Below are 24,268 nucleotides of genomic sequence, written 5' to 3' on the forward strand. Positions count from 1 at the left end.
GTCGATGGCATCCCAACCTCAGAAAGTCACCCCGGATCAGGCCAACACCCTCAAGAGCCCTGAGGCGCCGGGCGATTCCTCCCCGGCCCATGCCCCGGACGCGGTTCGTTCGCGCAAGGCCCGGACCGCGCTCGTGGTCGGCGGAGGCGTCTCCGGCCTGCTGGCTGCCCGCGAACTCGCCGATCGCGGCCTGCGCGTGGTGCTCACGGAATCCCGGGACCACTTCGGAGGAGCCGTGGGAGCGCACCAGGTAGGCGGCATGGTTCTCGACTCGGGGGCCGAATCGTACGCGACGCGCAATGCATCGGTTGCAGAACTCATCGATGATCTCGGCCTGGGAGAGGCACGGACTACGCCCTCGCGAGCAGGATCATGGCTGTACTTGCCCAGCGGACCGATCCCCATGCCTTCCTCGGGGATCCTGGGAATTCCCGCGAATCCGGGCGACTCAGAATTGCGCCCCGCGCTCACCGCCGCCGGTCAGCGCAGAGCGGCCATGGACCGGTACTTGCCGTCGTCGGTCGGGGCCCACCAGAAGACCCTCGGCGGTCTGGTCAAGGCGCGGATGGGGCAGCACGTCGTCGACGGACTCGTCGCGCCCGTGACCATGGGCATCCATTCGACCCACCCGAACGAGCTCGACGTCGACGCCGTGGCGCCCGGACTCAGAGAGGGGATCCGTACCTACGGTTCCCTGGGTGCCTCCGCGGCGGTACTCAGAGCGAACTCGCCCGCCGGATCCCAGGTGGCCGGCCTCGTGGGCGGGATGAACCAGCTCTCCGAAGCCCTGGTCAATGACCTGACCCGTCGCGGGGTGCGCCTCCTGGCAGGATGCGACGTGATCGCGGTGGACCGTGACGAGGTCACGCAGAACTGGATCGCGATCCGGCGTCAGGAGGGCTCAGCGGGAAAACGGGCGGCGCTGACCGCCGACGTCCTGGTCCTGGCCACGGACGGACCCACGACCGTTCGCCTGCTGGGGCCCCACCTGGACAGCGACCTGTTGCCCGAAGTGCGCCGCGGGCCGGAGATCGCGCTCGTGACACTCGTTGTGGATGCACCCGCGCTCGACTCCGCGCCGCGAGGCACCGGGGTTCTTGTCAGCGACCGTGTCAGGACCGTCCGGGCCAAGGCCCTGACGCACATGACGGCCAAGTGGCAGTGGATCGCCGACCGCGTGGGGGAGCACCGGCACATTCTGCGGCTCTCGTACGGTCGCGGGCCGACGTCGGAGGGGCAGTCCATCACGGAACTGACCCTCTCGGACGAACAGCTCATGAGCCTTGCGCTCCACGATGCTTCCCGGATCATGGGCACCAGCCTGAGCCGCAAATACCTGCAGGGGGCCGACGTCGTCCGGTGGAAGACGGCGATGCCGCAGGTTTCGATCGGTCACGCCCAGAAGGTCAAGGCATTCCGCCAGAACCTCACGAAACTCAGCCGGGTCGCTTCCGTCGGGGCCTGGCTCTCCGGTACCGGTCTGGCCTCGTTGGTCCCGGACACGCGCACGACGATCGCCGATCTCGATCTCGGGTGAGCAACGGTCGGTCGACCGGCGACCCTCGTGGGGCCGATCCCGGTCGGAATCTTGTAAGCCACAGACGCATGAAGCGCCTTGCGACCAAGGCGCCCGCAGTGAAAGGACAGGTCAGTTGATGACTGAACAGAATTCTGGCAACTCGCAGGCAGGCGCGGACCGCGCGGCCTCTGGGGACGATCGCCTCTACTACGCGCTCTACACCGTCTTCGCGCGTCGGAACGATGCCCAGACGGCCCCGTCGGAGGGGGCTGCCGAGGAACTCAGGAAGACCGTGGAGTCGATCGAGTCGGACGGCGTCGTCGTACGCGGAATGTACGACGTCTCCGGGATGCGCGACCACGCGGACATCATGGTCTGGACCCACGCGGACAACCCCGAGGACCTGCAGGCCGCGGTCAGGGACCTGCGCAGGACGGAGGCCCTGAAGGGAACCGAGATCGTGTGGTCGACGATGGGTGTCCACCGCGACGCCGAGTTCACCAGGAACCACGCACCGGCCTTCGCGCGGGGGAAGGACCCCGAAGCCTGGGTCTGCGTCTACCCGTTCGTTCGTTCATGGGACTGGTACTACATGGACGAGAAGCACCGGGCCGAGATGCTCAAGAACCACGGCATGAAGGGGCGCGACTACCCGCAGGTTCTGGCCAACACGATCGCGACCTTCGCACTCAACGACTACGAGTGGGTCCTGGCCCTGGAAGCCCCGGAACTCGTCGATCTGGTCGACCTCATGCGCCACTTCCGCAACACCGAGGCGCGACTGCACGTGCGCGAAGAGACCCCGTTCTACACCGGCCGAAGGATCGGGGCCGAGGACGTGCTGGAGGTGCTCCGATGAGCCTGACCCGCACCGACCCGATTCCCAACCGGAGGGATCCCGACAACACGGCCAGCAACGGGCCGGCGTCACTCGCGGACACCGACGGCTTCGCCTCCGAGGAGACCATCGACCGGACGCGCTCGCAGGCGCCGGAGAACTACGACGCCGTGATCCTTTCGTCCTTCGGCGGGCCGGAAGGCCAGGATGACGTGATCCCGTTCCTGCGCAATGTCACGGCCGGGCGCGGGATCCCGGACGAGCGCCTCGAAGAAGTCGCTACCCATTACCGCGCCAACGGCGGGGTCAGCCCGATCAACGAACAGAACCGTCAGCTGCTCCAGGCCCTTCGTGATGAGCTGGCCGAGAACGGGCCGAACGTGCCTGTCCTGTGGGCGAACCGCAATTGGGAACCGTACGTCGCCGACGTCGTGCAGGAAGCCTACGACAAGGGGTATCGCAAGCTCCTCGTCCTGGCCACCAGCGCTTATCCCGGCTATTCGAGCTGCCGGCAGTACCGCGAGGACTACGGCATCGCGCTCGAGAAGCTCGGCCTGGGGGACGACCTCCGGATCGACAAGCTCCGACAGCACTATGACGCGCCGGGCTTCATCGAGTCCTTCGCCGAAGGCCTCACGCAGGGCATCCAAGAGGTCAAGGCGAGGATCGGCGCGAGCGACAAGCACGCCGCCGGAAACGGAAGAGTGCGTATCGTGTTCTGCACCCACTCGGTTCCGACGACCGCGGCCAACGAGGCCGGCCCGCGCGGAGTGGAGTACGAAGGAGGCTCGGCCTACGTCGAGAAGCACCTCGAGGCCGCCCGTTCCGTGCTGCGCCTCGTCGAGGAAGCGGACGCGGACCTGCTCTCGGATTGCGACTGGGAACTGGCGTACCAATCCCGGTCCGGCTCGCCCTCGACTCCGTGGCTCGAACCGGACATCAATGATGCCCTGGAGGCGCTGGAAGGTTCCGTGGACGGTGTGGTCATGGTTCCCCTGGGTTTCGTCTCCGACCACATGGAGGTCAAGTGGGACCTGGACACCGAGGCCATGGAGACTTGCGAGAACCTCGGCTTCGAGGCCGTCCGGACGCCGACGCCGGGCACGCACCCAGCGTACGTGCGGTCACTGCGCGACCTCATCGCTGAGCGATTCGTCGAGACGGCCCCCAGCACGGACCCCCGAGAACTCGATGCCCTGCGGGTCAGCGCATGCGGGGGCAAGGGATGGTTCGATCGGTGCGATTCCAACTGTTGCCTTCCGGCTCGGCTCAAGAACCCCAAGCCCGTCATCGCCGACCACCCGGTCGCGGCGACCGCGGATTCCGAGGCCGTATGACGCGGATCCTGGTGGGAACGCGCGGTTCCGCGCTGGCCACGACCCAGTCCCAGTACGTGGCGGACATGTTGGTCGAGGCCGGACAGGACGCGCAGCTCAAGACGGTGACCACGACGGGGGACATCACCTCGGGGCCGCTCGCCCAACTCGGCGGGACGGGGGTCTTCGCGGCGGCGCTCCGGCAGGAACTGCTGGGCGGTGCCGTGGATGTGGCGGTCCACTCGCTCAAGGATCTGCCGACCAAGGACCTGTTCGAGGGCAAATTGTCGCTCGTCTACCCGCCCAGGGGCGATCCTCGTGACGTGCTCGTTGCTCGGGACGGCTTGCGCCTGGACGATCTGCCGGAAGGATCGAGCATCGGAACCGGGTCCCCCCGGAGGGCCGCACAGATCCGTGTGCTGCGCCCGGACTGCTCGGTCACCGACATCCGCGGCAACGTGGGAACCCGGTTGTCCCGAGTGGCCGGTCTCGAGCACTACGCCACGAACGACAAGGGCGTGGGTCGAGGAACCCACGGCGACCTCGACGCCGTGGTTCTCGCGGCATCAGGGCTGCAGAGACTGGGTCTCGAGGACGTCGTCACGGAGTACCTGGATCCCACGAAGGTTCTGCCTGCCCCGGGGCAGGGGTGCCTGGCCATCGAGTACCGAACCTGGGACACGGGAGAGGACCTGATGACGGCTCTTGCCCAGATCGATGATGCGCAGGCGCGGCTCACCGTGGAAGCCGAGCGTGCCCTGCTGCTGCGGCTCGAAGCGGGCTGCGCGGCGCCCATTGGGGCCTATGCCCAGGTGGCCGGAGAGTCGCTGACGCTCGACGTCGTCGTCGCCGACCCCCGAGGTACGGAAACCCTCCGGGAAACGAGGTCCGCGCCGGTTCGGGACGAGGACGCCGCGAAGGCCCTCGGAACCGAGACCGCCGAGGCTCTCCTGGATCGCGGTGCGGCCGAGTTCACGGAGTTGACGCTCGAGTGACCGGACAGGTCGACGCCGCGGACCGGGAGGTTGCGGCCGCGCCGCGTGTCCTGGTGACGCGCACTCCGGCGCGGTCGGCCGAGCTGGTCGAAGGCCTGACGAGCCAAGGATTCGCTCCGGTACTGAGCCCCCTGTCCGAAGCCCAAGCGGTCTCAGGACGTGCCGGGTCGGACGCGGTCGGCCTTCTGTCCGGAGGACCCTACGACGTCGTGACCTTCACCAGCGCCAACGGCGTATGGGCCGCCGACGTTCTGGCGCGCGAGCACTCGGCGCGCTCGCTGGGAGAACTCTTCGGGCACGCCCGCGTCTGGTGCGTGGGCGAGGCCACCAGGGCGGCCGCGACGAACTTGGGGCTGACCGTTCAGAATCCGCCGCGAGAGAACAGTGCGGCGGGAATGCTGGAGGAATGGACGAGAGTTATGGGGGAGGGGCCGGGACAATCCGTGTTGTGCGTGCACGGCGAGCCGGCCCGCACGGAACTGGTGGACGGGTTGCGCGATCGCGGACACCGGGTCCGGGAAGCCACCGTCTACGAACAGGTACCGTTTCCCGCGTCGCGCCCGCTCATCGAGACGGAGACCGAACGAGCATCTCCGGCGCCCGTGCTCGGGCGGGAGGCGACGTCGACCTGCCTCCGGGCGGAGGGCGTGGACGCGATCGACGCCGTGGTGGCGACCTCGCCCCGACTGATCCAAACCCTCGCGGAGCTGGGGCCCGTCCGGGTTCCGGTGATCTGCATCGGTCGCACCACGGAGCGCGCGGCCCGGGAACTGGGCCTGGAAGCCATCCGATCCCCAGGGACATCGGCCGCGCACCTGACGGACACGGTGTCCCGGGTCCTCGGGTACGACGAACACCGAACGACACACACGAGTTGAGCAGGAAAGAAGTGATGACCGTGAGCGATACGACCGCCTCAGGAAAACTGGATCTCGTCCGGAGGCCGCGTCGGCTTCGGACGAACCCGGCCATGAGGGACATCATCGCCGAAACGCGGCTGCACGCAGAAGACCTGATCCAGGTGCTGTTCGTCCGTGACGGCATCGACCAGCCGACGGAGATCGTGTCGATGCCGGGCCAGTACCAGCACACCATCGAATCCCTGGTGGAAGCGGTGCGCAGCGCCGTCGATGCCGGCGTGAAGTGCGTGGATCTGTTCGGAGTTCCTCGGGACGAGGACAAGGACTCCGAAGGGTCGGCCGCGTGGGATCCCGAGGGAATCCTCAACCGCGGCATCGCGGCCGTGCGGCGGGAATTCGGGGTCCAGGTGGTCATCATGGCCGATACGTGCCTCGACGAGTTCACCGACCACGGCCACTGCGGACCGCTGACCATCGATGGCACGGGCGAGACCGTGGTGGACAACGACCGCAGCGTGCACCTCTACGAGCGCATGGCCGTCTCCCAGGCCCGAGCCGGAGCGCACGTGGTCAGCCCGTCCGGAATGATGGACGGACAGATCGCAGGCATCCGACAGGCCCTCGACGAGCAGGGCTTCCAGGACGTCTCGATCATGGCCTACTCCGCCAAGTACGCCTCCGCGTTCTTCGGTCCGTTCCGCGACGCCGTCGGCTCGTCCTTGCAGGGCGACCGGAAGACCTACCAGCAGGACCCGGCCAATCGGCGCGAATCCGTCCTCGAGACCCAGCTGGACCTCGAGGAAGGAGCGGACATGGTCATGGTCAAGCCGGCGATGGCCTACCTCGACGTCGTGCGCGAAGTGGCCGACCTGTCGACCGTGCCCGTGGCGGTCTACCAGGTCTCGGGCGAGTACGCGATGATCGAAGCGGCCGCGGCCAACGGTTGGGTCGAGCGTGAGCGAATCGTGCTCGAGGCCCTGACCGGGATGCGCCGCGCCGGGGCAGACCTCATCTTCACCTATTACGCGACCGAGGTTGCCCACTGGCTGAGCCAGGGCAAGCGATAGGGTCCGCGACAGAACACCATCACACTGAGCAGGAGGACATCTTGACCGTATCCGAGGAACTCTTCGAACGCTCCCAGAGGGTCATCCCGGGCGGGGTGAACTCGCCGGTCCGCGCGTTCAATTCCGTCGGCGGAACGCCGCCGTTCATCGTCGACGCCGAGGGGCCCTACGTCAAGGACGCCGACGGCAACCAGTACGTGGACCTCGTCGGTTCCTGGGGACCCGCCCTTCTGGGGCACCGGCACGAGGCAGTCATCGAAGCGGTGCACACGGCCGTGGACCACGGTCTGTCCTTCGGGGCCTCGACCGTGGGAGAGACGGAACTGGCCGAGACCGTGGTCGACCGCATCAACCGGTCGGCCACGAACGGGCCCGCGATCGATCAGGTCCGGCTGGTGTCCACGGGAACCGAGGCGACCATGACGTCGATCCGGTTGGCCCGCGGGTACACCGGCCGCGACAAGATCATCAAGTTCGCCGGTTGCTACCACGGCCACGTGGACGCCTTGCTCTCCGAGGCGGGTTCCGGCGTCGCGACCCTCTCGCTGCCCGGATCGGCCGGCGTGACCCAGGCGACGACGGCGGAGACCATTGTGGTCCCGTACAACGACCTGGACGCGGTCCGAACCGCCTTCGAGAAGTATCCCGGAGAGATTGCCGCGGTGATCACGGAGGCCGCCCCGTGCAACATGGGGGTCGTGACCCCGGGACCGGGGTTCAACGCCGGTCTGCGCGAGCTGACCCGGGAATTCGGCGCCCTCATGATCTTCGACGAGGTCCTCACCGGTTTCCGCGCCTCTTCGGCCGGATACTGGGGCCTCACCTCGGCCGAAGAGGGAGGCTGGGCCCCTGACATCTACACCTTCGGCAAGGTCATCGGCGGTGGGATGCCCATCGCCGCTCTGGGCGGACGTCGGGAGATCATGGAGTACCTGGCCCCCAATGGCCCCGTCTACCAGGCGGGAACGCTCTCGGGGAATCCCCTGTCCGTTGCAGCGGGCATCGCGACGCTGCGCAACGCAACGGGCCAGGTGTACTCGGCGATCGATCGTGCCTCGTCACACCTCAGGCAGGAGGTCGGGGCAGCTCTGGACGCCGAAGGGGTGCAGCACTCGATCCAGACGGCGGGAAACATTTTCTCCGTGGCCTTCGGCACGGGCGAGAACGGCGTGAGGAACTACGAAGACGTCAAGGCGTCCGAGTCCTACCGCTACACCGCGTTCTTCCATTCGATGCTGGATTCGGGGGTATACATGGCGCCCTCGCCCTTCGAGGCCTGGTTCCTCTCGGCCGCTCACGACGACGCCGCGATGGACCGCATCGTCTCCGCACTTCCGGCGGCGGCCCGCGCCGCGGCGTCGTCGGAGAGGCCGCGCTAGGAACGCTCTGAGTCCGGCTGGACGGGCCAGTCGCCGTTGACCTTCGAGATCTTGCCGATTCTGTCGAAGTAGGCCTGGAGGTCCGCGGCCTGTTCCTTGGCCCAACCGATCTGGAGATCGTGAAGTTCCCCGGCTGGCATGTCCAGCTGGGGATACTTGCGGGTCATCGCCCCGGCCAACCTCTCGGTGGCCAAGCAATCCGCCGCCGAGGTGTGGGCGTTCTCCAGCTCGACCCCATATTCCTGCGTGAGATTGCTCAGGGTCCGTTTGCCCTTGTGGTACTTGTCAACCTTCTTGTTGAACACGAGAGGGTCCAGGACCGGGTACGGGGCGAGGTCGGGCATCTCGCAACGGCGGAGTTCGCGGGCGAGCACGGTGAAGTCGTAGACGGCGTTGAACGCGAAGATCGGAACGCCGTCGGAGAACAGGCCGCCGATGGCCGAGGCCAGTTCGTAGACCACCTGCTTGAGAGGAGCACCGTGTTCCTGAGCGTGTTCGGTCGTGATGCCGTGGACCGCGGCGGCCTCCTCCGGGATGGGGACGCCGGGATCGGCGAGCCATTCGCCGTGCCGGAGGACCTCGCCGTCGGGGGCAATGAGGATCAGCGACGCCGTGACGATGCGCGCCGTCCTCGGATTCGGGCCCGTGGTCTCCAGGTCGAAAGTGGCACGTGGGCACTGCGTCCATGGCCGCGATCCGGCCGGTGCGTCGCTCGTCATGATCACCACCGTACCCGGACTCGCTCCCGACTCGCGCGTCACTTATCTGCGTTCCGATCAGGGCCTCGGCCCCGAACGGCCTTAACTTGTCGGTCCGCCGTGGTGTGATGGTCACATGAGCCTGAACGAACCGGCCATGAGCCACCATCGGTCTCGCCGTCCCGCCGCGAACCTGATTCTGGGCGCCCCGGGAACGGGCAAGACCACCGCCCTGATCGATCGCGCGCTGGAACATGTTTCCGAGGGACAAGGAACCGGATCCCCGGCCGAACAGATCCTTCTCCTGGCACCCACACGAACGCTGGCGGATTCCCTGCGGGAAAAGTTCTCCCAGAAACTTTCGGCCACGGTGTCCTCGCCGCCGGCGCGTGCTTGGCACTCCTATGCGTTCGATCTGTTGCGGCGTGGCCACGCGGAAGGGCTTCTGGAAGGAGTCGACTTCGAACCGAGGCTGCTGGCCGGTCCGGAGCAGGACGTGCTGATCGGCGAGATGCTTCGGGCCCACGCGGAGGGATTGGGCGCCCGTCCCGGATGGCCACAGGACCTGATCGAGGCCATGGGCACGCGAGGGTTCCGCAGGGAGATTCGCGAATTCCTCGATCGCTGTGCGGAATTCGATCTGACCCCGGCGAGGGTGCGTGAATTGGGCGAGGTGCTGAACCACCCCGAGTGGATCGCGGCTTCGGAATTCCGCGTGGAGTACGAGCAGCTCAGGCGCCTGAGAATGCCTCAGGCCTATGATCCTTCGGCCCTGATCCATCGGGCCGCGGAGTTCCTGGAGGAGAACCACGAATTTCTGGCCAAGGAGCACGAGCGCCTCAGCCTGGTTCTCGTGGACGACCTGCAGGAGGCCACACCCGCGGTGATGCGGTTGCTCGAATCTCTCGTGCCGGCCGGTGCCGCGAATCCGCCGGAACTCGTGATGACGGCCTGCACGGACACCGTGGTCCAAGGGTTCAGGGGAGCGCGTCCGGAGGTGCTGTCCGATCTGTCCCGGAGGCTGGGGGCGTACCCCGAGATCCACACGCGGCGGCTCGAACACCAGCACCGGATGCCGGCGCTGCTGGCCGACGCATTCCGCCGAATTGCGGAGCGAATCCCGGTGGTGGCCAGAGCCCGGCACGATCGGTCTCCGGTTCCCACTCCTGAAGTGACGGCTGGTGCGGATACGGGGCAGCTTGCCATCCGGCTGACCGCCTCGGCCCAGCACGAGCTCCGGCTGATTTCCCAGGGAATCCTCGAGGAACACATTCGGGGCGGAAGGCCGCTGGACGACATGGCCGTGGTCGTCCGGGACGGTGCCTCCTTGTCGAGGATCAAACGTCATCTGGAATCCGATGGCATCCCTGTGTCCATTCCGGTGGCCGAGGCCCCATTGCGCGAAGAGCCTGCCGTTCGCCCGTTTCTCGATGCCCTGTGGCTTGCGGCGGGCGAGGACGCCGCGGCGGATCTGCCCAGAGTCCTGTCCCTCCTGTCCTCGCGCCTGGGCGGTGCCAGCCCCTCGACGATTCGGAGGATCCGACAGTCGCTGCGCGCCGCCGAATTGCGGTCCGGAGGGACCCGGTCCAGCGACGAACTTCTTCTGGCTGTGCTGAACACATCCCCGGACGGCACAGACATGCCACCGGTACGACGAAGCTCTCGGGGCCCGACCTTCGAGGAGCGCGCTCACATGCCGCTGGACAGGTTGAGAAGAGTCCTCGCCGCGGGCAGACGAGCCATGGGGGCCGCGGACGCGACGGCGGAAACCGTCCTGTGGGCACTCTGGGAGGCCAGCGACCTGGCTCAGGAATGGCGTCGGCTCTCACGGGGATCGGGCCCGGCCGCGCAGAGGGCCGACCGTGACCTGGACGCCGTTCTTGCACTTTTCGAGGCGGCCGAGCGCTACGTCGACCAGCAACCGGGCGCAGGAGCCAGAGAATTCCTGGAATACATCGACAGCCAGGATCTGCCGATGGACACGTTGGCGCCGCGGTCAGCGGGCGGGGCATCGGTGGCCCTGGTGACCCCGGCCTCCTCGGCAGGTCACGAGTGGGGATGGGTTCACGTCGCCTCCGTCCAGCAGGGCACCTGGCCCAATACCACCCTGCGTGGGGGTCTTCTGAACACACCGGAACTATCCGATATCGCCCTCCTGGGCGTCGAACAAGCGGCGCGCGTGACGCGGCGAAATCGGCTCAGGGAGACTCGGTACGACGAACTGCGGATGTTCGCCACGGCCGTCAGCCGTTCGTCCTCAGACCTCGTGGTCAGTGCGGTGTCCAACGACGAGGACGAACCGAGCGAATTCCTCGACATCCTCGACCCCGACGCCATGTCCCGGGCCGAGGTCGAACCGGTGCGCCGGCCGATGACCCTGAGAGGCCTGATCGCGGAACTCCGGATGTGGGCCCAGTCTGCCGAACACCCAGAGTTGGCCGAGAGGGCGGCCCATCAGTTGGCGAAGATCGCTCGTGAACCCTCGGAGCCACGTCCGGAGCCCCACGGGCACCGGTCCGATGACTCTTCCACGGACGGGGCACAGGGGTCGAGCGAAAGGGGCGGGATCCCAGGAGCGCACCCGAGGGACTGGTGGGGTTTGGCTCCGCTGTCCGATGACCGGGCGCCCTTGAACGCTGAGGACCCGGTTCCGTTGTCACCCTCGAAGCTCGAAACGATCAAGAGGTCCCCCGTGGACTGGTTCGTCAGTTCCGCGGGCGGCGAGCCCGCGAGCGACCTGTCTCGGTCGGTGGGAAACCTCATCCACGAGCTCGCCCAAGACATGCCGGAAGCGGCCGGACACGAACTCGAGCAGGCGCTGGAGGAGAGATTCGGCGACCTCGGTCTGCCCGATACGTGGGAGACCCGCGTCCTCTACGAGCGCGCGGTGACCATGATCCGGAAATTCGCGGAGTATGCCGTGGATTCCCGGTTCTCCCTCCACAGGAAGCTGGTCGGGGTCGAAGGCGGATTCACCGTCCTCGTGCCGGGGCCGGCTCGGGACGCACTGCTCTCCGGGCGGGTCGACCGGCTCGAAATCGACGAACTCGGCAGATACGTCGTCATCGATCTCAAAACCGGCAAGACCGCGCCGACCGCGGCGGAGGTCCTGGAACACCCGCAACTGGCCGCTTACCAGGTCGCTCTGGAGGCCGGCGCGGGACGGGAGATGTTCGACGAGGACGGTCGGGAACGGCCGCGAGAGCAGCCCCTGGTCTTCGACGGCGCAGGACTGACCGAACTGTCCGGAGGGGCCGCACTCGTCCACCTGGGCACCTCGACCAAGGGGTACAAGCTCCAGTCCCAAGATGCCCTGGACAAGGGTGACTCCTGGGCCGTGGAGCTGATTCGAACCTGCGTCGAGCTGGTGGCCCACGAGAGATTCCAGGCTCGGCACAACGAGTCCTCGGGAGGCTTCGGTCTCACATGCCGCTTGCCCGCAATTTGTCCGCTGTGCTCATCAGGGAGGCAGGTCACGCAACCGTGAACGAATCCGTATTCACCCACTCGGCAAGGTACTCCCCGGAGGACATCGCGACGGCGCTCGGACATCCGTTGCCGACTAGGGAACAGTCGTCCATCATCAGCGCGGACGCAGCACCGCGCCTCGTGATCGCCGGTGCCGGGTCGGGCAAGACCGCGACCACGGTCGACCGCGTGGTCTGGCTCGTGGTCAACGGGTACGCCAGACCGGACGAGATCCTCGGGGTCACCTTCACCAAGAAGGCCGCAGCAGAATTGCGGCATCGCATGACGCAAAGGCTCGCCGTGCTCCGGGAGCAGGGCCTGTACCAGCCCGAAACGGAGAGCGACGAACCCATCCTCGATCCGACCGTCAGCACCTACCACGCGTACGCCAAGTCACTGGTCTCGGAATACGGCTTGCGGATGGGGATAGAGAAGGACGCGACACAACTCGGCCAAGCCCAGTGTTACCAATTGGTCGCACAGATTGTGGAGGCCTGGGACGGCGAACTTCCCGACAAGGTCCCGGCGGCCTCGACGCTGGTCGCGAGTGTCTTGCAATTGTCAGGGGAATGCTCAGAACACCTGCGCTCGTCGGCCGAGGTGGTGACCTATTGCCAGGAAGCACTGGTGACCCTGAGAAACCTCCCGAACAACCACCCCAAGCAGCTCAAGAAGGAGGAGAAACTGCGTGGAACCCTCGTCGAGAAAATAGAGCAAAAGCTTCTGGTCGCTCGCCTTGTCGAGAGATACCAGCGGGTGAAACGGGCCATGCAGGTCATGGACTTCGGTGACCTGCTGGCGCACGCGGCGACGATGGCACAGGGTGTCGAGTGCATGAGCGCGGAGCAGCGTCAGCTCTATCGCGTCGTCCTTCTGGACGAGTTCCAAGACACGTCCCACGCCCAAATGGTCCTCTTCTCGAGTCTCTTCGGGAACGGTCACTCCGTCATGGCCGTCGGGGACCCCAAACAGTCGATCTATGGGTTTCGAGGTGCTTCGGAAGGGCAACTCTTCGACTTCTACCGGTACTTCCCGTCGGCGCACGAGGAAGCCGACTATCTGACGACGGCGTGGAGGAACGGGACGCGTATCCTCGAAGCGGCCAACACCATCGCGCAACCGTTGTCGACCAGGGGCGAATGGGTGCGGGCCGAATCCATGGTCGACGTGCCGGATCTTGCGCCGAGACCCGATGCGCCGGATGGACGGGTTCTCTGCGGTGTCTGGGACAGCGACCACCGGGAAGCCGAAGCCATTGTCGGAACCATCGCCGAGCACAGAACAGATGCCCAACGGGAAGGTCGCCCCATACCGAGTGCGGCCGTCCTGTGCCGCGCCCGACGCCACATGGAAACCGTTCGGGCAGAATGCGAACGTCAGGCGGTCCCGTATCAACTCGTCGGGCTCGGGGGTCTTCTCGAGACCCCAGAAGTCACCGACATGGTGGCCGTGCTTCGCGTCCTTTCGGACCCGTCGCGATCGGATTCTCTGATGAGAATCATGGCCGGTGCCCGGTGGCGTATCGGTCCCCGGGACCTCATGGCGTTGAACGACTGGGCCCGATTCCTGGCACGCCGTCGTCGGACTGCGGTGCTCTCGGGGATGGCAGAAGACCTGACGACACCCGAAGGCCAAGGACCGGGTGAGGACCTCCCGAGCGGGGAACCGACGAGCGGGGAACCGACGGGCGAGGACGGATCCGACGCGCGATTCCACGATGCCAAGCAGCGCCTCGATGCCCTCCTCCGAGGCGGCGGGGACCAGAGTGAGGGATCGAGCCTGGTGGAAGCCCTCGAGACTCTTCCCGAACCCGGATGGACGTCGGCCGCCGGCCGCTCACTCAGCGCGGAGGCCCGCAACCGCCTCGAACGGCTCAACCAGGAGCTCGAAGAACTTCGGGGGTACCTGGGGGAGGACCTGATGAGCCTCATGTACCACATCGAGCGAGTGACCATGCTGGACATCGAGCTCGCCTCCAAACCCGGCCGCGACGTCCACCAGGCGAGGGAGAACGTGGACGCCTTCTACCAGGCTGCTGCCGACTATTGTTCGAGCGCACCTCGGCTGGCCGCGAGTCTCGAGGCCGGCGCGAGCGTGGGCTCCGATGCGGAGGACGACGCCGCTTTCTCCGAGCTCAAGGAACACCGTTACACCGTGACATCCTCGGCCACGGGCGTTACCGCCTTCCTCGCGTGGCTCGATGCGGCCGTCGCCGAAGAGTCCGGCCTGCCCATGCCCGTCCAGCCCTCCGACTCGTCGACTGTTCAGATCCTCACCGCGCATGCCGCCAAGGGGCTGGAGTGGGACGAGGTTTACGTCCAAGGGCTCACGGAAGGCGGTTTCCCCTCGAGCACCGTGGACTCGTGGTTTTCCAGCGTGGGCGCTCTGCCCTGGTCGTTGCGGGGCGACGCGAGGTACTTGCCCCAGGTCGAGCTGGATTGTGGCTCGACGCAAGAGCTGGAAGAGTCCGGCGCAGTATTCCGCGAACACAACCTGGCGCGCACGATCGCGGAGGAGCGCCGTCTGGCTTACGTCGCCACGACCAGGGCACGCGATGTTCTCTTCTTGTCCTCGAGCCGTTGGAGCGGAACCAAATCCACGCCGAATACCGTCTCGAGGTTCTTGGACGAGGTGATGGAGATCCCGGGACCCGACCCGCTGACCCCGGAGACGATCCACGAAGCGAAGATGCCGGAAGAAGGCGCATCGAATCCCCAGAGGGAGCTGATTCGCGCCGCCCTGTGGCCGTTCGACCCGTTGGCCCGACCCGTCGTCACAGAGTGGGAGTCGGAGGAAGAACTCAACGCCCTCGCCTCCGTACCTGGCGCCGGACAGGGCGGGATGGATGATGAGCCCGCCGTCTCGAGGAGGCCGGACGTGGAACGGGCGGCCTCCCTGGTCCTGGCTCACCTGGAGACACCGGGCGACGCCGAACCGGCGACGTCGGGACCAAGTTCCGGGCGATCCTCGGGCGCGGACCGGGCGGGTCTCCCCGACACCCAGAACTGGGCCGAGGAAACCGATCTGCTTCTTGCCCTGCACCGGGCCGCCGGAGAGCGGGATTCCGAACCCGAGATCCCCGCTCACGTCAGTGCGTCGCTGGTGGTCGACCTCGCCCAGGACCCGAACAGGGTCATCGAGCAGATGCGACGACCGATGCCTCGCCGGCCCGAGACATCGGCTCGCGCGGGTACCCGCTTTCACGAATGGGTCGAGCACCATTACGGAACGACCGGCATGCTCGACTTCGGGGAGGACCCCACGGCAGGGGAGGAGGATACCGACGCCGACTTGGCGGCGCTTCAGGAACTCTTCCGTCAGAGTCCCTGGTACGACCGGCAGCCATGGGCGGTCGAGTACCCGATCGAGACACCCGTCGCAGGGTTCACCGTGCGCGGACGAATCGACGCCGTCTTCCGCACCTCGGATCCCGAGGGAGGCACACGCTGGGAACTCGTTGATTGGAAGACCGGTCGAGTGCCGCGCGGAGAGGACCTGTCGCACAAGGCCGTCCAGCTGGCGGTGTACACCTTGGGTTTCGCTCGACTGCACGGAGTCGATCCTTCGGAAATCTCCGCCTCGTTCTACTACGTGGCGCACGGCGAAACCGTGACCCCGCCGTCGATAGCGGACGAATCCGAACTGTCAGAACTGCTGGCCCGGGTCAGGGCAGGGACGTCCCCGCAGAAGTAAGGGGGATGCTACTCCCGATGGATCGTGGGCATCGGCCCGGTCGGGTCCTCACTGGGTGTGGCACGTGAGGAACCGTGACCCGAAGCCGTCCCGCCGGCGTCCGGCGTGTCCCGTGGGGCGTCTGTTGAGGAACCGGACGGGGTGGATCCGGTCGATCTCTCCGGTTCCTCGGTCCGGCCGGCGGAGGACGTCGAATCCGAGGACCCGGAGGTCGTGCCAGGGGCCGTGGGGCTCAGCGCACCGGACTCACGAAGATCGGACTCCAAGGCCCGAAGCATCGACACCGCTTCGTCCACGGACTCCCGGTCATCCTGTTCGAGACTGCGCACCAGCCACTGGGCCAGCGCAAATTCTGCGTGGAGATAGGCCCTGCGGAGGAGGAACTGATCGGGAGCGTGGGGCAACTGGACGGAATAGACCTCAATAATGGCGTCCGTGAACTCCTGATCGGGGCAGCTCATGAGCCAGGAGAAGTCGATCGCCGGATCGCCCACGTGGAGGTCGTGCCACCCACGCACGGCGGTCAGGAGCGTTCCGTCCAGGACCAGATTGTCCTCGGTGAGGTCCCCATGGACGGCGGTGGGCCGGAACTGCCACATCGATTCGTCCTCGAGCCACGCTTCCCACCGGCGCAACAGCGCGGACGGGATCTTGCCGGTGCTCGCGGCCCGGTCGAGTTCCGAAAGCATCCTGCGGCGGCACTGTTCATTGGAATAGATCGGGAGGTCCGCTTCCTGGACCATCTCCGCCGGGAGCGTATGAATCGTGGCGATCATCTTCCCCACCTGCGTCGCCAACGGCTCGCGCTCGGGGGAGACGACGTGCGAGCGGCGGGCGAGCTCCTCGATGTCGAGGACCTCCCCAGGTACCTCGGGATACACGAACGTCTTGAGACCACGACTGTCGGCCGAACCCACCACGGTGGGCAGTTGGAACGGCAACCGTGCCCGCAGCCCGGGGGAAAAGGAGTGAAGAATGACATGCTCGGATTCGAGCCGGACACTCGCCTCGTGGTTGTGCGGCGCACGAACAATCCACCGCTGCCGTGCGGAGTCGACCACGAGCGCCGAACCGTAGTCCGGGTTGTCGTCCTCGTACGGGTACGCGGCCACGGGGAAGAGGCCCGGCACTCCTGCCGAGGCCATAGCGGCTAACGTTAACGGTGTTAATTTCACTCGTTCAGGGTACTAGAGACACATGAAAGCAGGCTGATCACGTGAACCCCCGTTTTGTCACACAGCCCACACCCCCGCTGGGGCCGGATTTGCTGGGGACATACCCGATTCGGCGCATCGATGACGCCCAGGACAGGGGCGAGCTCGTAGATTCAGCTCTGAGCGATCCCGCGACACAAGTTCTGGTCCTTGACCAGGGCAAAGTCCGCACCCGGCAGGCCGAGGGCGGTACTCGAATCGCGTGGACCACCACCGACGACGCCGACATCGTGGCGTACCTGGGCACCTCCGCGGACCAGTCTCCGATCCTCCTGGGCCGAGCTCCCCGCACCAGGCCCGAAGACCTCCAAGCAGGAGATCCATGGCCCGAGGACGCCGACCCGAACGCGGCCGTGGAGGACGCTACGGACTGGTTGGGACTCCGGGATGCGGCCCCGGTGCTCCCGCGGGAAGAGAGCACGTGGTTGAGCGTCGGCATCGCGCTCATGAATTGGCATCAGAGCTCCTCGTTCTGCCCGTCCTGCGGATCTCCTACCCACCCCGAGGCCGCCGGGTGGGCGCGCGTCTGCGATGCCGAGGGGCGGGAACTGTTTCCCCGGACCGACCCGGCCGTGATCTCGGCCGTGGTTCACACCGATGACGACGGCGTCGACCGCCTTCTCTTCGGGCACTCGGTGGCCTGGCCGGAAGACAGGTACTCCACGTTCGCGGGCTTCGTCGAGGCCGGAGAGTCCCTCGAAGCCGCCGTTGCGCGGGAGATCCGCGAAGAGGCCGGCGTCGAGATCGGCGAGGCGACGTACATGGGATCCCAACCGTGGCCCTTCCCGAGGTCCCTCATGGTCGGTTTCATCGCCCGTGCGGAGAGTCTGGATTCGGCGGAACCCGACGGGCGGGAAATCTCGAGCGTTCGATGGTTCACCCGGGACGAGTTGGAAGCCGCCGTCGTGAGCGGCGAACTGCGGCTGCCCGACCGGGTCTCGATTGCCCATCACCTCATCGCCGATTGGTACGGTGGACCTTTGCCTCAGCCGCCGGAGAGGTCGGAAGATTCCGGGACGGCGGGGCAGGGACCCACCACTGATTCCGAGGGGGCGACTCAGCGCTGAAAACCGCGACCGAACTGTTGCTGCCGGGAGAGCCTCCGAGCCCCGATCAGATCCTCGAGGGGCTGGATCCGGAGCAGCGTGAAGTAGCCACGAGCCTGCAGGGACCCGTGTGTGTTCTGGCCGGTGCGGGTACCGGCAAGACCCGTGCGATCACACATCGCATCGCGTACGGCATCGCGTCGGGCGCCTACGTCGGTCAGCGGGTTCTCGCCCTGACCTTCACCTCCCGGGCGGCGAACGAAATGCGGAACCGGCTGCGTTCACTGGGCGCCCAAGGGGTTCAGACGCGAACCTTCCACGCGGCGGCCCTGAGGCAGCTCCAGTACTTCTGGCCGCAAGCCGTGGGCGGAACGCCGCCGCAGCTGGTCTCGGGCAAGGCGCAGCTGATCACTGAGGCCGCGTCGCGCCTCAGATTCACGACGGACCGAGCCATCGTTCGCGACCTGGCCGCTGAAATCGAGTGGGCCAAGGTGTCGATGCTGACCCCTGACACGGTCGAGGAGCACCTGGTCGACCGGGAACTGCCGACCGGTTTCACGCCGGTCGGCATGGCACGCATCATGCGTGGGTACGAGGATCTGAAGACCGAGCGGAACGCCATCGACTTCGAGGACGTCCTCCTGGCGACCGTGGCGATCCTCGAAGAAGACCCTGCCGTCGCCGCGGCCGTGCGCCAGCAATACAGGCATTTCGTCGTCGACGAGTACCAGGACGTCTCGCCCCTGCAACAAAGGCTGCTCGACAGTTGGTTGGGAGGCCGTGACGAGCTGTGCGTCGTCGGCGACGCCTCGCAGACCATCTATTCCTTCACCGGGGCCACGTCGAAACATCTCCTCGACTTCCCGCAACGTCACCCCGATGCCACCGTGATCAAACTCGTTCGGGACTACCGGTCCACGCCGCAGGTCGTGAACCTGGCGAATCGCTTGCTCACCTCGAGGAAGCCCGCGCGCGATGCGACGCCGGGAGCCTGGGCGCCGCCCCTCGACCTGCAGGCCCAGCGCCCGAGCGGCCCCGAGGCGGACTGGTTCGAGTATGCGGACGACGAACAAGAGGCGGCGGGGATCGCGGAGGACATCGCGGACCTGATCTCGAAGGACGGCGTGGACCCGGCGGAGATCGCCGTCCTGTTCCGGACCAACGGGCAGTCGCAGGCCATTGAACAGGCGCTGACCGATGCCGGCATCGGGTACCAATTGCGGGGTACGGAAAAATTCTTCAACCGGCCCGAGGTCAAACAGGCCATCCTCCAGATCCGTTCGTCGGCGCGCGCCGCGGGGGACGAGCCGGCGCCCCAGTTGGTCAGGGATTGCCTGGCCTCGCTCGGATACAAGGACAAGCCTCCGGCGAGCACCGGTTCCGTGCGGTCGAAATGGGAATCGCTGGCCGCCCTGGTGTCGCTGGCGGACCGGCTCGCGGCGGCCCACGACGAGAAGAGCGGCTCGGGAGAATCTGCCTTCACCATGTCCATGCTGGTCGAGGACCTCACGCGGCGAATCGCTCATCAGGATGCACCGGTCATGAACGGAGTGACCCTCGCGTCGTTGCACTCTGCCAAAGGCCTGGAGTGGGATGCGGTCTTCCTGTGCGGACTCAGCGAGGGGCTCATGCCGATCAGTTTCGCCGAAACCGGGGACGAGATCGACGAGGAACGTCGCCTGCTCTACGTGGGCATCACCCGTGCCCGTGAACGGCTCTCACTGTCATGGTCACTGTCCCGCACCCCCGGGGGCCGGGCACATCGGAAGCGCTCACGCTTTCTCGACGGTATCGCCCCACGGATGTACGGATAGATCCGGGTCGCCCGCGACCGGCGTCGCCAGGCCCACCGCATCCGACTCCGGACCGCCCGACTCGAGGGCACCGGAACCCGGAGTGCCCGAACCCAGGGCGCATACGCAATCCGGCCACGCGGGGCCCGTCCACGGGTCCGTACCCGGTCGTTGGCCTGTGGCCACCGCGCCGATGAGCGCCACGATGCCAATGGGCGTGAGCCCCGGCCGGGCGGCGTCGTGTTCGGCCCGGGCGCGTTCCAGACAGTCGGGACACCGGCGGCGTTCCCACGTCGTCGCATGTCGGGCACCAATCATCCCTGCGTGGTCACGAAAGAGCTGGAGACAAGGCACATCGGGGACCACCGGTAGGTCCCACGAGGTGTCCTGGTCCGGCCAGCAGGTCTCGACGACGACGTCGGGCCTGACCACCAGCTCGGTCACCGGAGATGATGCACCGGGCCTACCGTCGTCGTCATGGTGAGGCCAGCGGAGGTAGGCGTCCTCAGGGCGAAAGCCTCCACGGGCCAGGACCTCCGGAACCTGCTGGGACAACGCCCACATCAGGCACGTGGAGCGGAGGCGACCTCGATGGAGAGGACGGTAGCTTGCCGAGAGGAGGTCGAGTTCGTCCACGGGAGAACGGTCCACAATCCAAGGAAGAATTCCCGTGAGCCGAGTGTAGACCAGCACGGCGTCGGCCACTCCGCCGGGCAACCCGACGAACAGCGGAACGGGCTGGGCGAGCCGATCCCGGCGCGTGGGGCGCCACGAAACATCGCCGGATGCTCCTGCCGGAGGGTCGTGGGTCGGGCAGTGGTGGACGGTCATACCACTACTTTGCCGGGTTCGGACGGTCCTGCGGGCCGTTCTCCACAGGCTCCCGATCGATCGGTGGGGGAAGCCCGGAACCGGGACTTCGCGTGATGATCCGGACGCGTAAACTGTCGTTGATGTCAGGACTTCCTTCACGCGAGCGGCTTGCCGCGGACCGAGCACAACCAGAGGTGGAGATCAGGCGTTCCGCGAGGCGGCGCAAGACGATCTCGGCACGGTGGGAAGGGGACATGGTCGTTCTGCTCGCCCCGGCAGGGATGACGACGTCCGTGGCCCGTGATTATCTTCGCCGGTTGCTCCCGAAGCTGCTGGCCGAACGCTCCGCACGTCGCGAAGACCCCAGGCGCACGGACACGTACCTGGAGGAGAGGGCCGCGCACGTGGCCCGGTCCTACTTGGACGACAGGATCAAACCCGTCTCCATCGGGTGGGTCACGAATCAGAACACTCGTTGGGGATCGACCACTCCGGCCACCGGAAAGGTCAGGATCTCGCACCACCTCTGGTCGGCACCGGAATACGTGGTCGACTACGTGATCCATCACGAGCTCTGCCACCTGGTCGAGGCATCGCACAATGCACGCTTCAGAAAACTCGAAGCCCTCTTCCCGCACGCGGGTCAGGCCAAGGCCTTCCTCGAGGGGATGGTGTTCGAGAGGAACCGGCTCGAGGACACGAACGCCGACCCCGCCTGAGCGGGGCCGGCGTTGCGGGGAAAGGTCGCGACGCCGCGCGGCCCTTCCTTCTGTCTAGTCGTTTCGCGGCTGATCGTCCGAGCCGTCGCCATCCTGCGGGCCGGAATCGTTGCCGTCCTCGGGCTCGCCCGGCTGGTCGTCGTAGCCGCCCGAGAGCAACTTCTCCAAAGCGGCGTCCATCTCTTCGTCGCTGGCGTGCAAAAGGTCCCTGGCCGAACCGAAGTTCTCCGGGTGATCCAGATCCTCATCGGTGGGCAGGTTCTCCGGCGCTTCCCACAAGGCATCGCGTTTCTCGACGCCGTGTTCTTCCTCGTAGCCCTTCCAGAACTGGGAAGCCTCGCGCAGACGCCGAGGGCGCAGCTCAAGACCGATCAGAGACCCGAAGGCCTTCTCCGCAGGGCCCCCGCCGGCACGACGACGCCGCAGCGTCTCGGTCAAGGCGGCGGAGCTCGGGAGGTTCTTGGTCGCCTCGGTGCTGACGTGATCGACCCATCCCTCGACCAGGGCCAACAGGGTCTCCAAGCGGCGAAGCGTGACCTCCTGGTCATCCGTCAGCGTCGGTTTGAAAATGTCCCCCGACAACGCATCCTGCAGAGACTCCGGGTTCATGGGATCCATGTCCCGGGTTGCCTCCTCGATGCGGTCCATGTCGACGTGGATTCCGCGGGAGTACCGCGTGATGAGGTCCAGAATGTTCTCCCGCAACCACGGATTGGCGTGGAACAGCCGGATGTGGGCGGCTTCGCGCACGACCAGGAAGAGCATGACTTCCTGAGCCGGGAGGTCGAGTCCGTCACCGAAGTCCGCGATGTTGGACGGGAGCAACGCCGATCGCCCGGGAGACAGGGGAAGGCCTATATCGGTCGAGGACACGACTTCTTTCGACAATTCCCCAACGGCCTGCCCGAGTTGCATGGCGAACATCATGCCGCTCATCCCACCAATCACGGACGCGCCTTGGCCAAGCATGGATTTCATCTCGTCAGGCATCTGCTGCGTCAGCGCCTCGCTCATGGCTTCGGTGACCGAATTCGCCACGGGCTCGGAAATTTCGCGGAACGTGTCGAAGCAGTTCTCGATCCATTCGCTGCGCGACCACGCTTCGTCGGCCAGAGCCGCACGGTCGAAATCGATGACGGGATCCAGCCAGAGCTGCGCGAGTTGGGCGGCGTCCTTCACGGCGGACTTCTGGGTGCTGGTCACCGAGGGGTCCTTCTCGGCCGAGGCGAGACGGCGTGCGTGCTCGCGGGCCTGCCCCCAATTTGCCGAGCCGTCGGAGTTCATCCCCGACATCATGGACTGGATCTGCGCGAACATCCCGGACATCATCGCGGGGTCCACCGGCATGGCCATTCCCTGGAGATCCTCCGGGTTGATGCCTTGACCAGAGGAGAGCTTCCGGAACAACTCCTCGAAGGGGTTGTCCTCGTTGTCGTCGTTGTTGCCGTTGTTGTACGGATTGTTCGTACTCATGACACCTCGTGGTCGTCGGTTGCCGTGAGGCCGTAAGCCCACGGCGTGTCTTCTCGGTCCCCATTAAACGGCACCGACCTCGAACGCGTCAGTCCTGGGCCCCGATTTTCAGCTCATGGCACAGCGACTCCGTGATTTGGGGCAACCGTTCTGGCGATACCGGGCCGAGCATACAGGTCGGTGCGTTAACATGGCGAGGCCGTTAGTCCTACCGATGCGAGAGAGCCCCGGATGCCCCACCTGAAGACCAGATCCCTGCGATCCAGGAAGATCCGCCGTCCGCAGCTCGGAACGGTCGCAGGCGTGGCGACTCTGGGGCTGGTTGCGGCAGGCGCCCTGATTCCGCCGGACTTCGTGACCGAGGGCGCAGGACCGACGTTCAACACCATCGGCGAATACAATGGCAAGCAGTTGCTGTCCATCTCGGGGCACCCCACGTACCCGACCGACGGCAATCTCGACATGACGACGGTCTATGTTGCCGGCGGCCCGAACGGCGCCACCAGCGCCCTCAACGTGCTCAGTGCCTGGTTCAACAAGGATGCGACGGCCCTTCCTGCGGCCGCACTCTATGAGCCGACCATGACCCAGCAACAGGTCAGTTCCCAGAACACGGCCGACATGACGAATTCGCAGAACTCGGCGCAGGCCGCCGCGGCCAAATATCTCGATCTGGACTATTCGACGACGCTCACGGTTCAGGGCTCCACCCAGGACGGCGCCGCGAAACTCTCCAAGGGTGACGTGCTGAAATCCGTCAACGGGGAGCCGCTGGAGTCGTACGATCAGCTCAAGCAGGCGCTCGCTGACGGCAAGGGAGCCCCTGTGGACCTCGGCTATTCGCACGGCAAGGACGGTGAGGAGGAGACAGTCACGGTGACCCCGAAGAAGGACGACTCCTCGGGGGAGTACCGACTGGGACTGTATCTGAAGTCCGACTACGACTTCCCCTTCCACGTGGACTACGGCCTGGACTCCGTGGGCGGTCCGAGCGCCGGCATGATGTTCACGTTGGGGATCATCGACGAAATGACGGACGGAAAGATGACCGGTGGGAAACACTTTGCCGGTACGGGCACGATTGATGCCCAGGGGAAAGTGGGACCGATCGGAGGGATTCGGCAGAAGATGATCGGCGCGAAGAACGACGGCGCCAGCATTTTCCTGGCGCCTTCGGAGAATTGCGACGAAGTCAAGGGCCACATTCCTGACGGGCTCTCCGTCGTCAGCGTCTCGTCCATCGACGACGCCGCCCAGGCCGTCGAGAAGGTGGGGCAGGGTGAGGACCCGTCGTCCTTGCCCCAGTGCACCGGCTGAATCACGACGACGTCGGCCCGCACCGTTCCATGACGGAATTCCCCAGGTCACAAGTGGAGT

General features: G+C 66.3%; 17 protein-coding genes. 13 read left to right on the forward strand and 4 right to left on the reverse strand.

From position 1 onward, the window contains the following. Positions 1-4 precede the first annotated feature (4 nt). The 7 genes from hemG (at position 5) to hemL (ending at position 7,974) form a co-directional block, all read left to right on the forward strand. Positions 5-1,537 carry a protoporphyrinogen oxidase gene (hemG, locus tag ACTSLZ_RS06440; protein WP_178979628.1) on the forward strand — a complete coding sequence of 511 codons (1,533 nt, stop codon included), beginning with the start codon at positions 5-7 and terminating at the stop codon, positions 1,535-1,537. A gap of 118 nt (positions 1,538-1,655) precedes the next feature. Further along, a complete protein-coding gene (hemQ, locus tag ACTSLZ_RS06445; RefSeq protein ID WP_443094496.1) occupies positions 1,656-2,378 on the forward strand; it encodes a hydrogen peroxide-dependent heme synthase in 723 nt (240 codons plus the stop codon). Beyond that, positions 2,375-3,694 (forward strand): ferrochelatase, encoded by a 1,320-nt coding sequence (locus tag ACTSLZ_RS06450; RefSeq protein WP_443094497.1) that lies wholly within the window; start codon positions 2,375-2,377, stop codon positions 3,692-3,694. The genes hemQ and ACTSLZ_RS06450 overlap by 4 nt, the downstream gene beginning before the upstream one ends. Next, a complete protein-coding gene (gene hemC / locus ACTSLZ_RS06455) occupies positions 3,691-4,668 on the forward strand; it encodes a hydroxymethylbilane synthase (RefSeq protein ID WP_443094498.1) in 978 nt (325 codons plus the stop codon). The genes ACTSLZ_RS06450 and hemC overlap by 4 nt, the downstream gene beginning before the upstream one ends. Beyond that, on the forward strand, positions 4,665-5,546 hold the full coding sequence (locus tag ACTSLZ_RS06460) for a uroporphyrinogen-III synthase (protein WP_443094499.1): 882 nt from the start codon (positions 4,665-4,667) through the stop codon (positions 5,544-5,546). The genes hemC and ACTSLZ_RS06460 overlap by 4 nt, the downstream gene beginning before the upstream one ends. A gap of 47 nt (positions 5,547-5,593) precedes the next feature. After that, on the forward strand, positions 5,594-6,595 hold the full coding sequence (gene hemB / locus ACTSLZ_RS06465; RefSeq protein WP_443096106.1) for a porphobilinogen synthase: 1,002 nt from the start codon (positions 5,594-5,596) through the stop codon (positions 6,593-6,595). Between the two features lie 41 nt (positions 6,596-6,636). Continuing rightward, a complete protein-coding gene (gene hemL, locus ACTSLZ_RS06470; RefSeq protein WP_178979632.1) occupies positions 6,637-7,974 on the forward strand; it encodes a glutamate-1-semialdehyde 2,1-aminomutase in 1,338 nt (445 codons plus the stop codon). Here the strand turns inward: hemL and ACTSLZ_RS06475 are convergent. After that, on the reverse strand, positions 7,971-8,693 hold the full coding sequence (locus ACTSLZ_RS06475; protein ID WP_443094500.1) for a 3'-5' exonuclease: 723 nt from the start codon (positions 8,691-8,693) through the stop codon (positions 7,971-7,973). The two genes, hemL and ACTSLZ_RS06475, sit on opposite strands and share 4 nt — an antisense overlap. A 115-nt stretch (positions 8,694-8,808) precedes the next feature. Between ACTSLZ_RS06475 and ACTSLZ_RS06480 the strand changes: the two genes are divergently transcribed. Further along, on the forward strand, positions 8,809-12,159 hold the full coding sequence (locus tag ACTSLZ_RS06480; RefSeq protein ID WP_443094501.1) for an ATP-dependent helicase: 3,351 nt from the start codon (positions 8,809-8,811) through the stop codon (positions 12,157-12,159). Continuing rightward, a complete protein-coding gene (locus tag ACTSLZ_RS06485) occupies positions 12,156-15,833 on the forward strand; it encodes an ATP-dependent helicase (RefSeq protein ID WP_443094502.1) in 3,678 nt (1,225 codons plus the stop codon). Before ACTSLZ_RS06480 ends, ACTSLZ_RS06485 begins: the two co-directional genes overlap by 4 nt. Positions 15,834-15,841: 8 nt before the next feature. On the opposite strand, the gene ACTSLZ_RS06490 is transcribed toward ACTSLZ_RS06485, so the two are convergent. Next, positions 15,842-16,978 carry a phosphotransferase gene (locus ACTSLZ_RS06490; protein ID WP_443094503.1) on the reverse strand — a complete coding sequence of 379 codons (1,137 nt, stop codon included), beginning with the start codon at positions 16,976-16,978 and terminating at the stop codon, positions 15,842-15,844. Positions 16,979-17,097: 119 nt separating this feature from the next. Here ACTSLZ_RS06490 and nudC point away from each other — a divergent pair, with 119 nt between their 5' ends. Both nudC and ACTSLZ_RS06500 read left to right on the forward strand, forming a co-directional pair. After that, on the forward strand, positions 17,098-18,114 hold the full coding sequence (gene nudC, locus ACTSLZ_RS06495; RefSeq protein WP_443094504.1) for an NAD(+) diphosphatase: 1,017 nt from the start codon (positions 17,098-17,100) through the stop codon (positions 18,112-18,114). A gap of 17 nt (positions 18,115-18,131) precedes the next feature. Next, on the forward strand, positions 18,132-19,907 hold the full coding sequence (locus ACTSLZ_RS06500) for an ATP-dependent helicase (RefSeq protein ID WP_397554906.1): 1,776 nt from the start codon (positions 18,132-18,134) through the stop codon (positions 19,905-19,907). Here ACTSLZ_RS06500 and ACTSLZ_RS06505 read toward each other — a convergent pair. Further along, positions 19,866-20,717 carry a hypothetical protein gene (locus tag ACTSLZ_RS06505; protein ID WP_443094505.1) on the reverse strand — a complete coding sequence of 284 codons (852 nt, stop codon included), beginning with the start codon at positions 20,715-20,717 and terminating at the stop codon, positions 19,866-19,868. The genes ACTSLZ_RS06500 and ACTSLZ_RS06505 overlap by 42 nt on opposite strands. A 236-nt stretch (positions 20,718-20,953) precedes the next feature. On the opposite strand from ACTSLZ_RS06505, the gene ACTSLZ_RS06510 reads away from it, so the two are divergent. Beyond that, positions 20,954-21,418 carry a M48 metallopeptidase family protein gene (locus tag ACTSLZ_RS06510; protein WP_443094506.1) on the forward strand — a complete coding sequence of 155 codons (465 nt, stop codon included), beginning with the start codon at positions 20,954-20,956 and terminating at the stop codon, positions 21,416-21,418. A gap of 54 nt (positions 21,419-21,472) precedes the next feature. On the opposite strand, the gene ACTSLZ_RS06515 is transcribed toward ACTSLZ_RS06510, so the two are convergent. Continuing rightward, positions 21,473-22,891, reverse strand: coding sequence for a zinc-dependent metalloprotease (locus ACTSLZ_RS06515; protein WP_443094507.1), 1,419 nt, complete (start codon positions 22,889-22,891; stop codon positions 21,473-21,475). Positions 22,892-23,122: 231 nt separating this feature from the next. Here ACTSLZ_RS06515 and ACTSLZ_RS06520 point away from each other — a divergent pair, with 231 nt between their 5' ends. After that, positions 23,123-24,208, forward strand: a complete 1,086-nt coding sequence (locus tag ACTSLZ_RS06520) for a YlbL family protein (protein ID WP_443094508.1) — start codon at positions 23,123-23,125, stop codon at positions 24,206-24,208. Positions 24,209-24,268: the final 60 nt, after the last annotated feature.

It is taken from the genome of Rothia koreensis (assembly GCF_052232265.1).
GTDB classification, from domain to species: domain Bacteria; phylum Actinomycetota; class Actinomycetes; order Actinomycetales; family Micrococcaceae; genus Rothia; species Rothia koreensis.

Excerpts from the sequence above, each read along its gene's own strand:
- hemG (WP_178979628.1), top strand. The coding sequence starts at position 5 with ATGGCATCCCAACCTCAGAAAGTCACCCCGGATCAGGCCAACACCCTC.
- hemQ (WP_443094496.1), top strand. The coding sequence starts at position 1,656 with ATGACTGAACAGAATTCTGGCAACTCGCAGGCAGGCGCGGACCGCGCG.
- ACTSLZ_RS06450 (WP_443094497.1), top strand. The coding sequence starts at position 2,375 with ATGAGCCTGACCCGCACCGACCCGATTCCCAACCGGAGGGATCCCGAC.
- hemC (WP_443094498.1), top strand. The coding sequence starts at position 3,691 with ATGACGCGGATCCTGGTGGGAACGCGCGGTTCCGCGCTGGCCACGACC.
- ACTSLZ_RS06475 (WP_443094500.1), bottom strand. The coding sequence starts at position 8,693 with ATGACGAGCGACGCACCGGCCGGATCGCGGCCATGGACGCAGTGCCCA.
- ACTSLZ_RS06480 (WP_443094501.1), top strand. The coding sequence starts at position 8,809 with ATGAGCCTGAACGAACCGGCCATGAGCCACCATCGGTCTCGCCGTCCC.
- ACTSLZ_RS06490 (WP_443094503.1), bottom strand. The coding sequence starts at position 16,978 with ATGGCCTCGGCAGGAGTGCCGGGCCTCTTCCCCGTGGCCGCGTACCCG.
- ACTSLZ_RS06505 (WP_443094505.1), bottom strand. The coding sequence starts at position 20,717 with ATGACCGTCCACCACTGCCCGACCCACGACCCTCCGGCAGGAGCATCC.
- ACTSLZ_RS06510 (WP_443094506.1), top strand. The coding sequence starts at position 20,954 with ATGGTCGTTCTGCTCGCCCCGGCAGGGATGACGACGTCCGTGGCCCGT.
- ACTSLZ_RS06515 (WP_443094507.1), bottom strand. The coding sequence starts at position 22,891 with ATGAGTACGAACAATCCGTACAACAACGGCAACAACGACGACAACGAG.
- ACTSLZ_RS06520 (WP_443094508.1), top strand. The coding sequence starts at position 23,123 with ATGCCCCACCTGAAGACCAGATCCCTGCGATCCAGGAAGATCCGCCGT.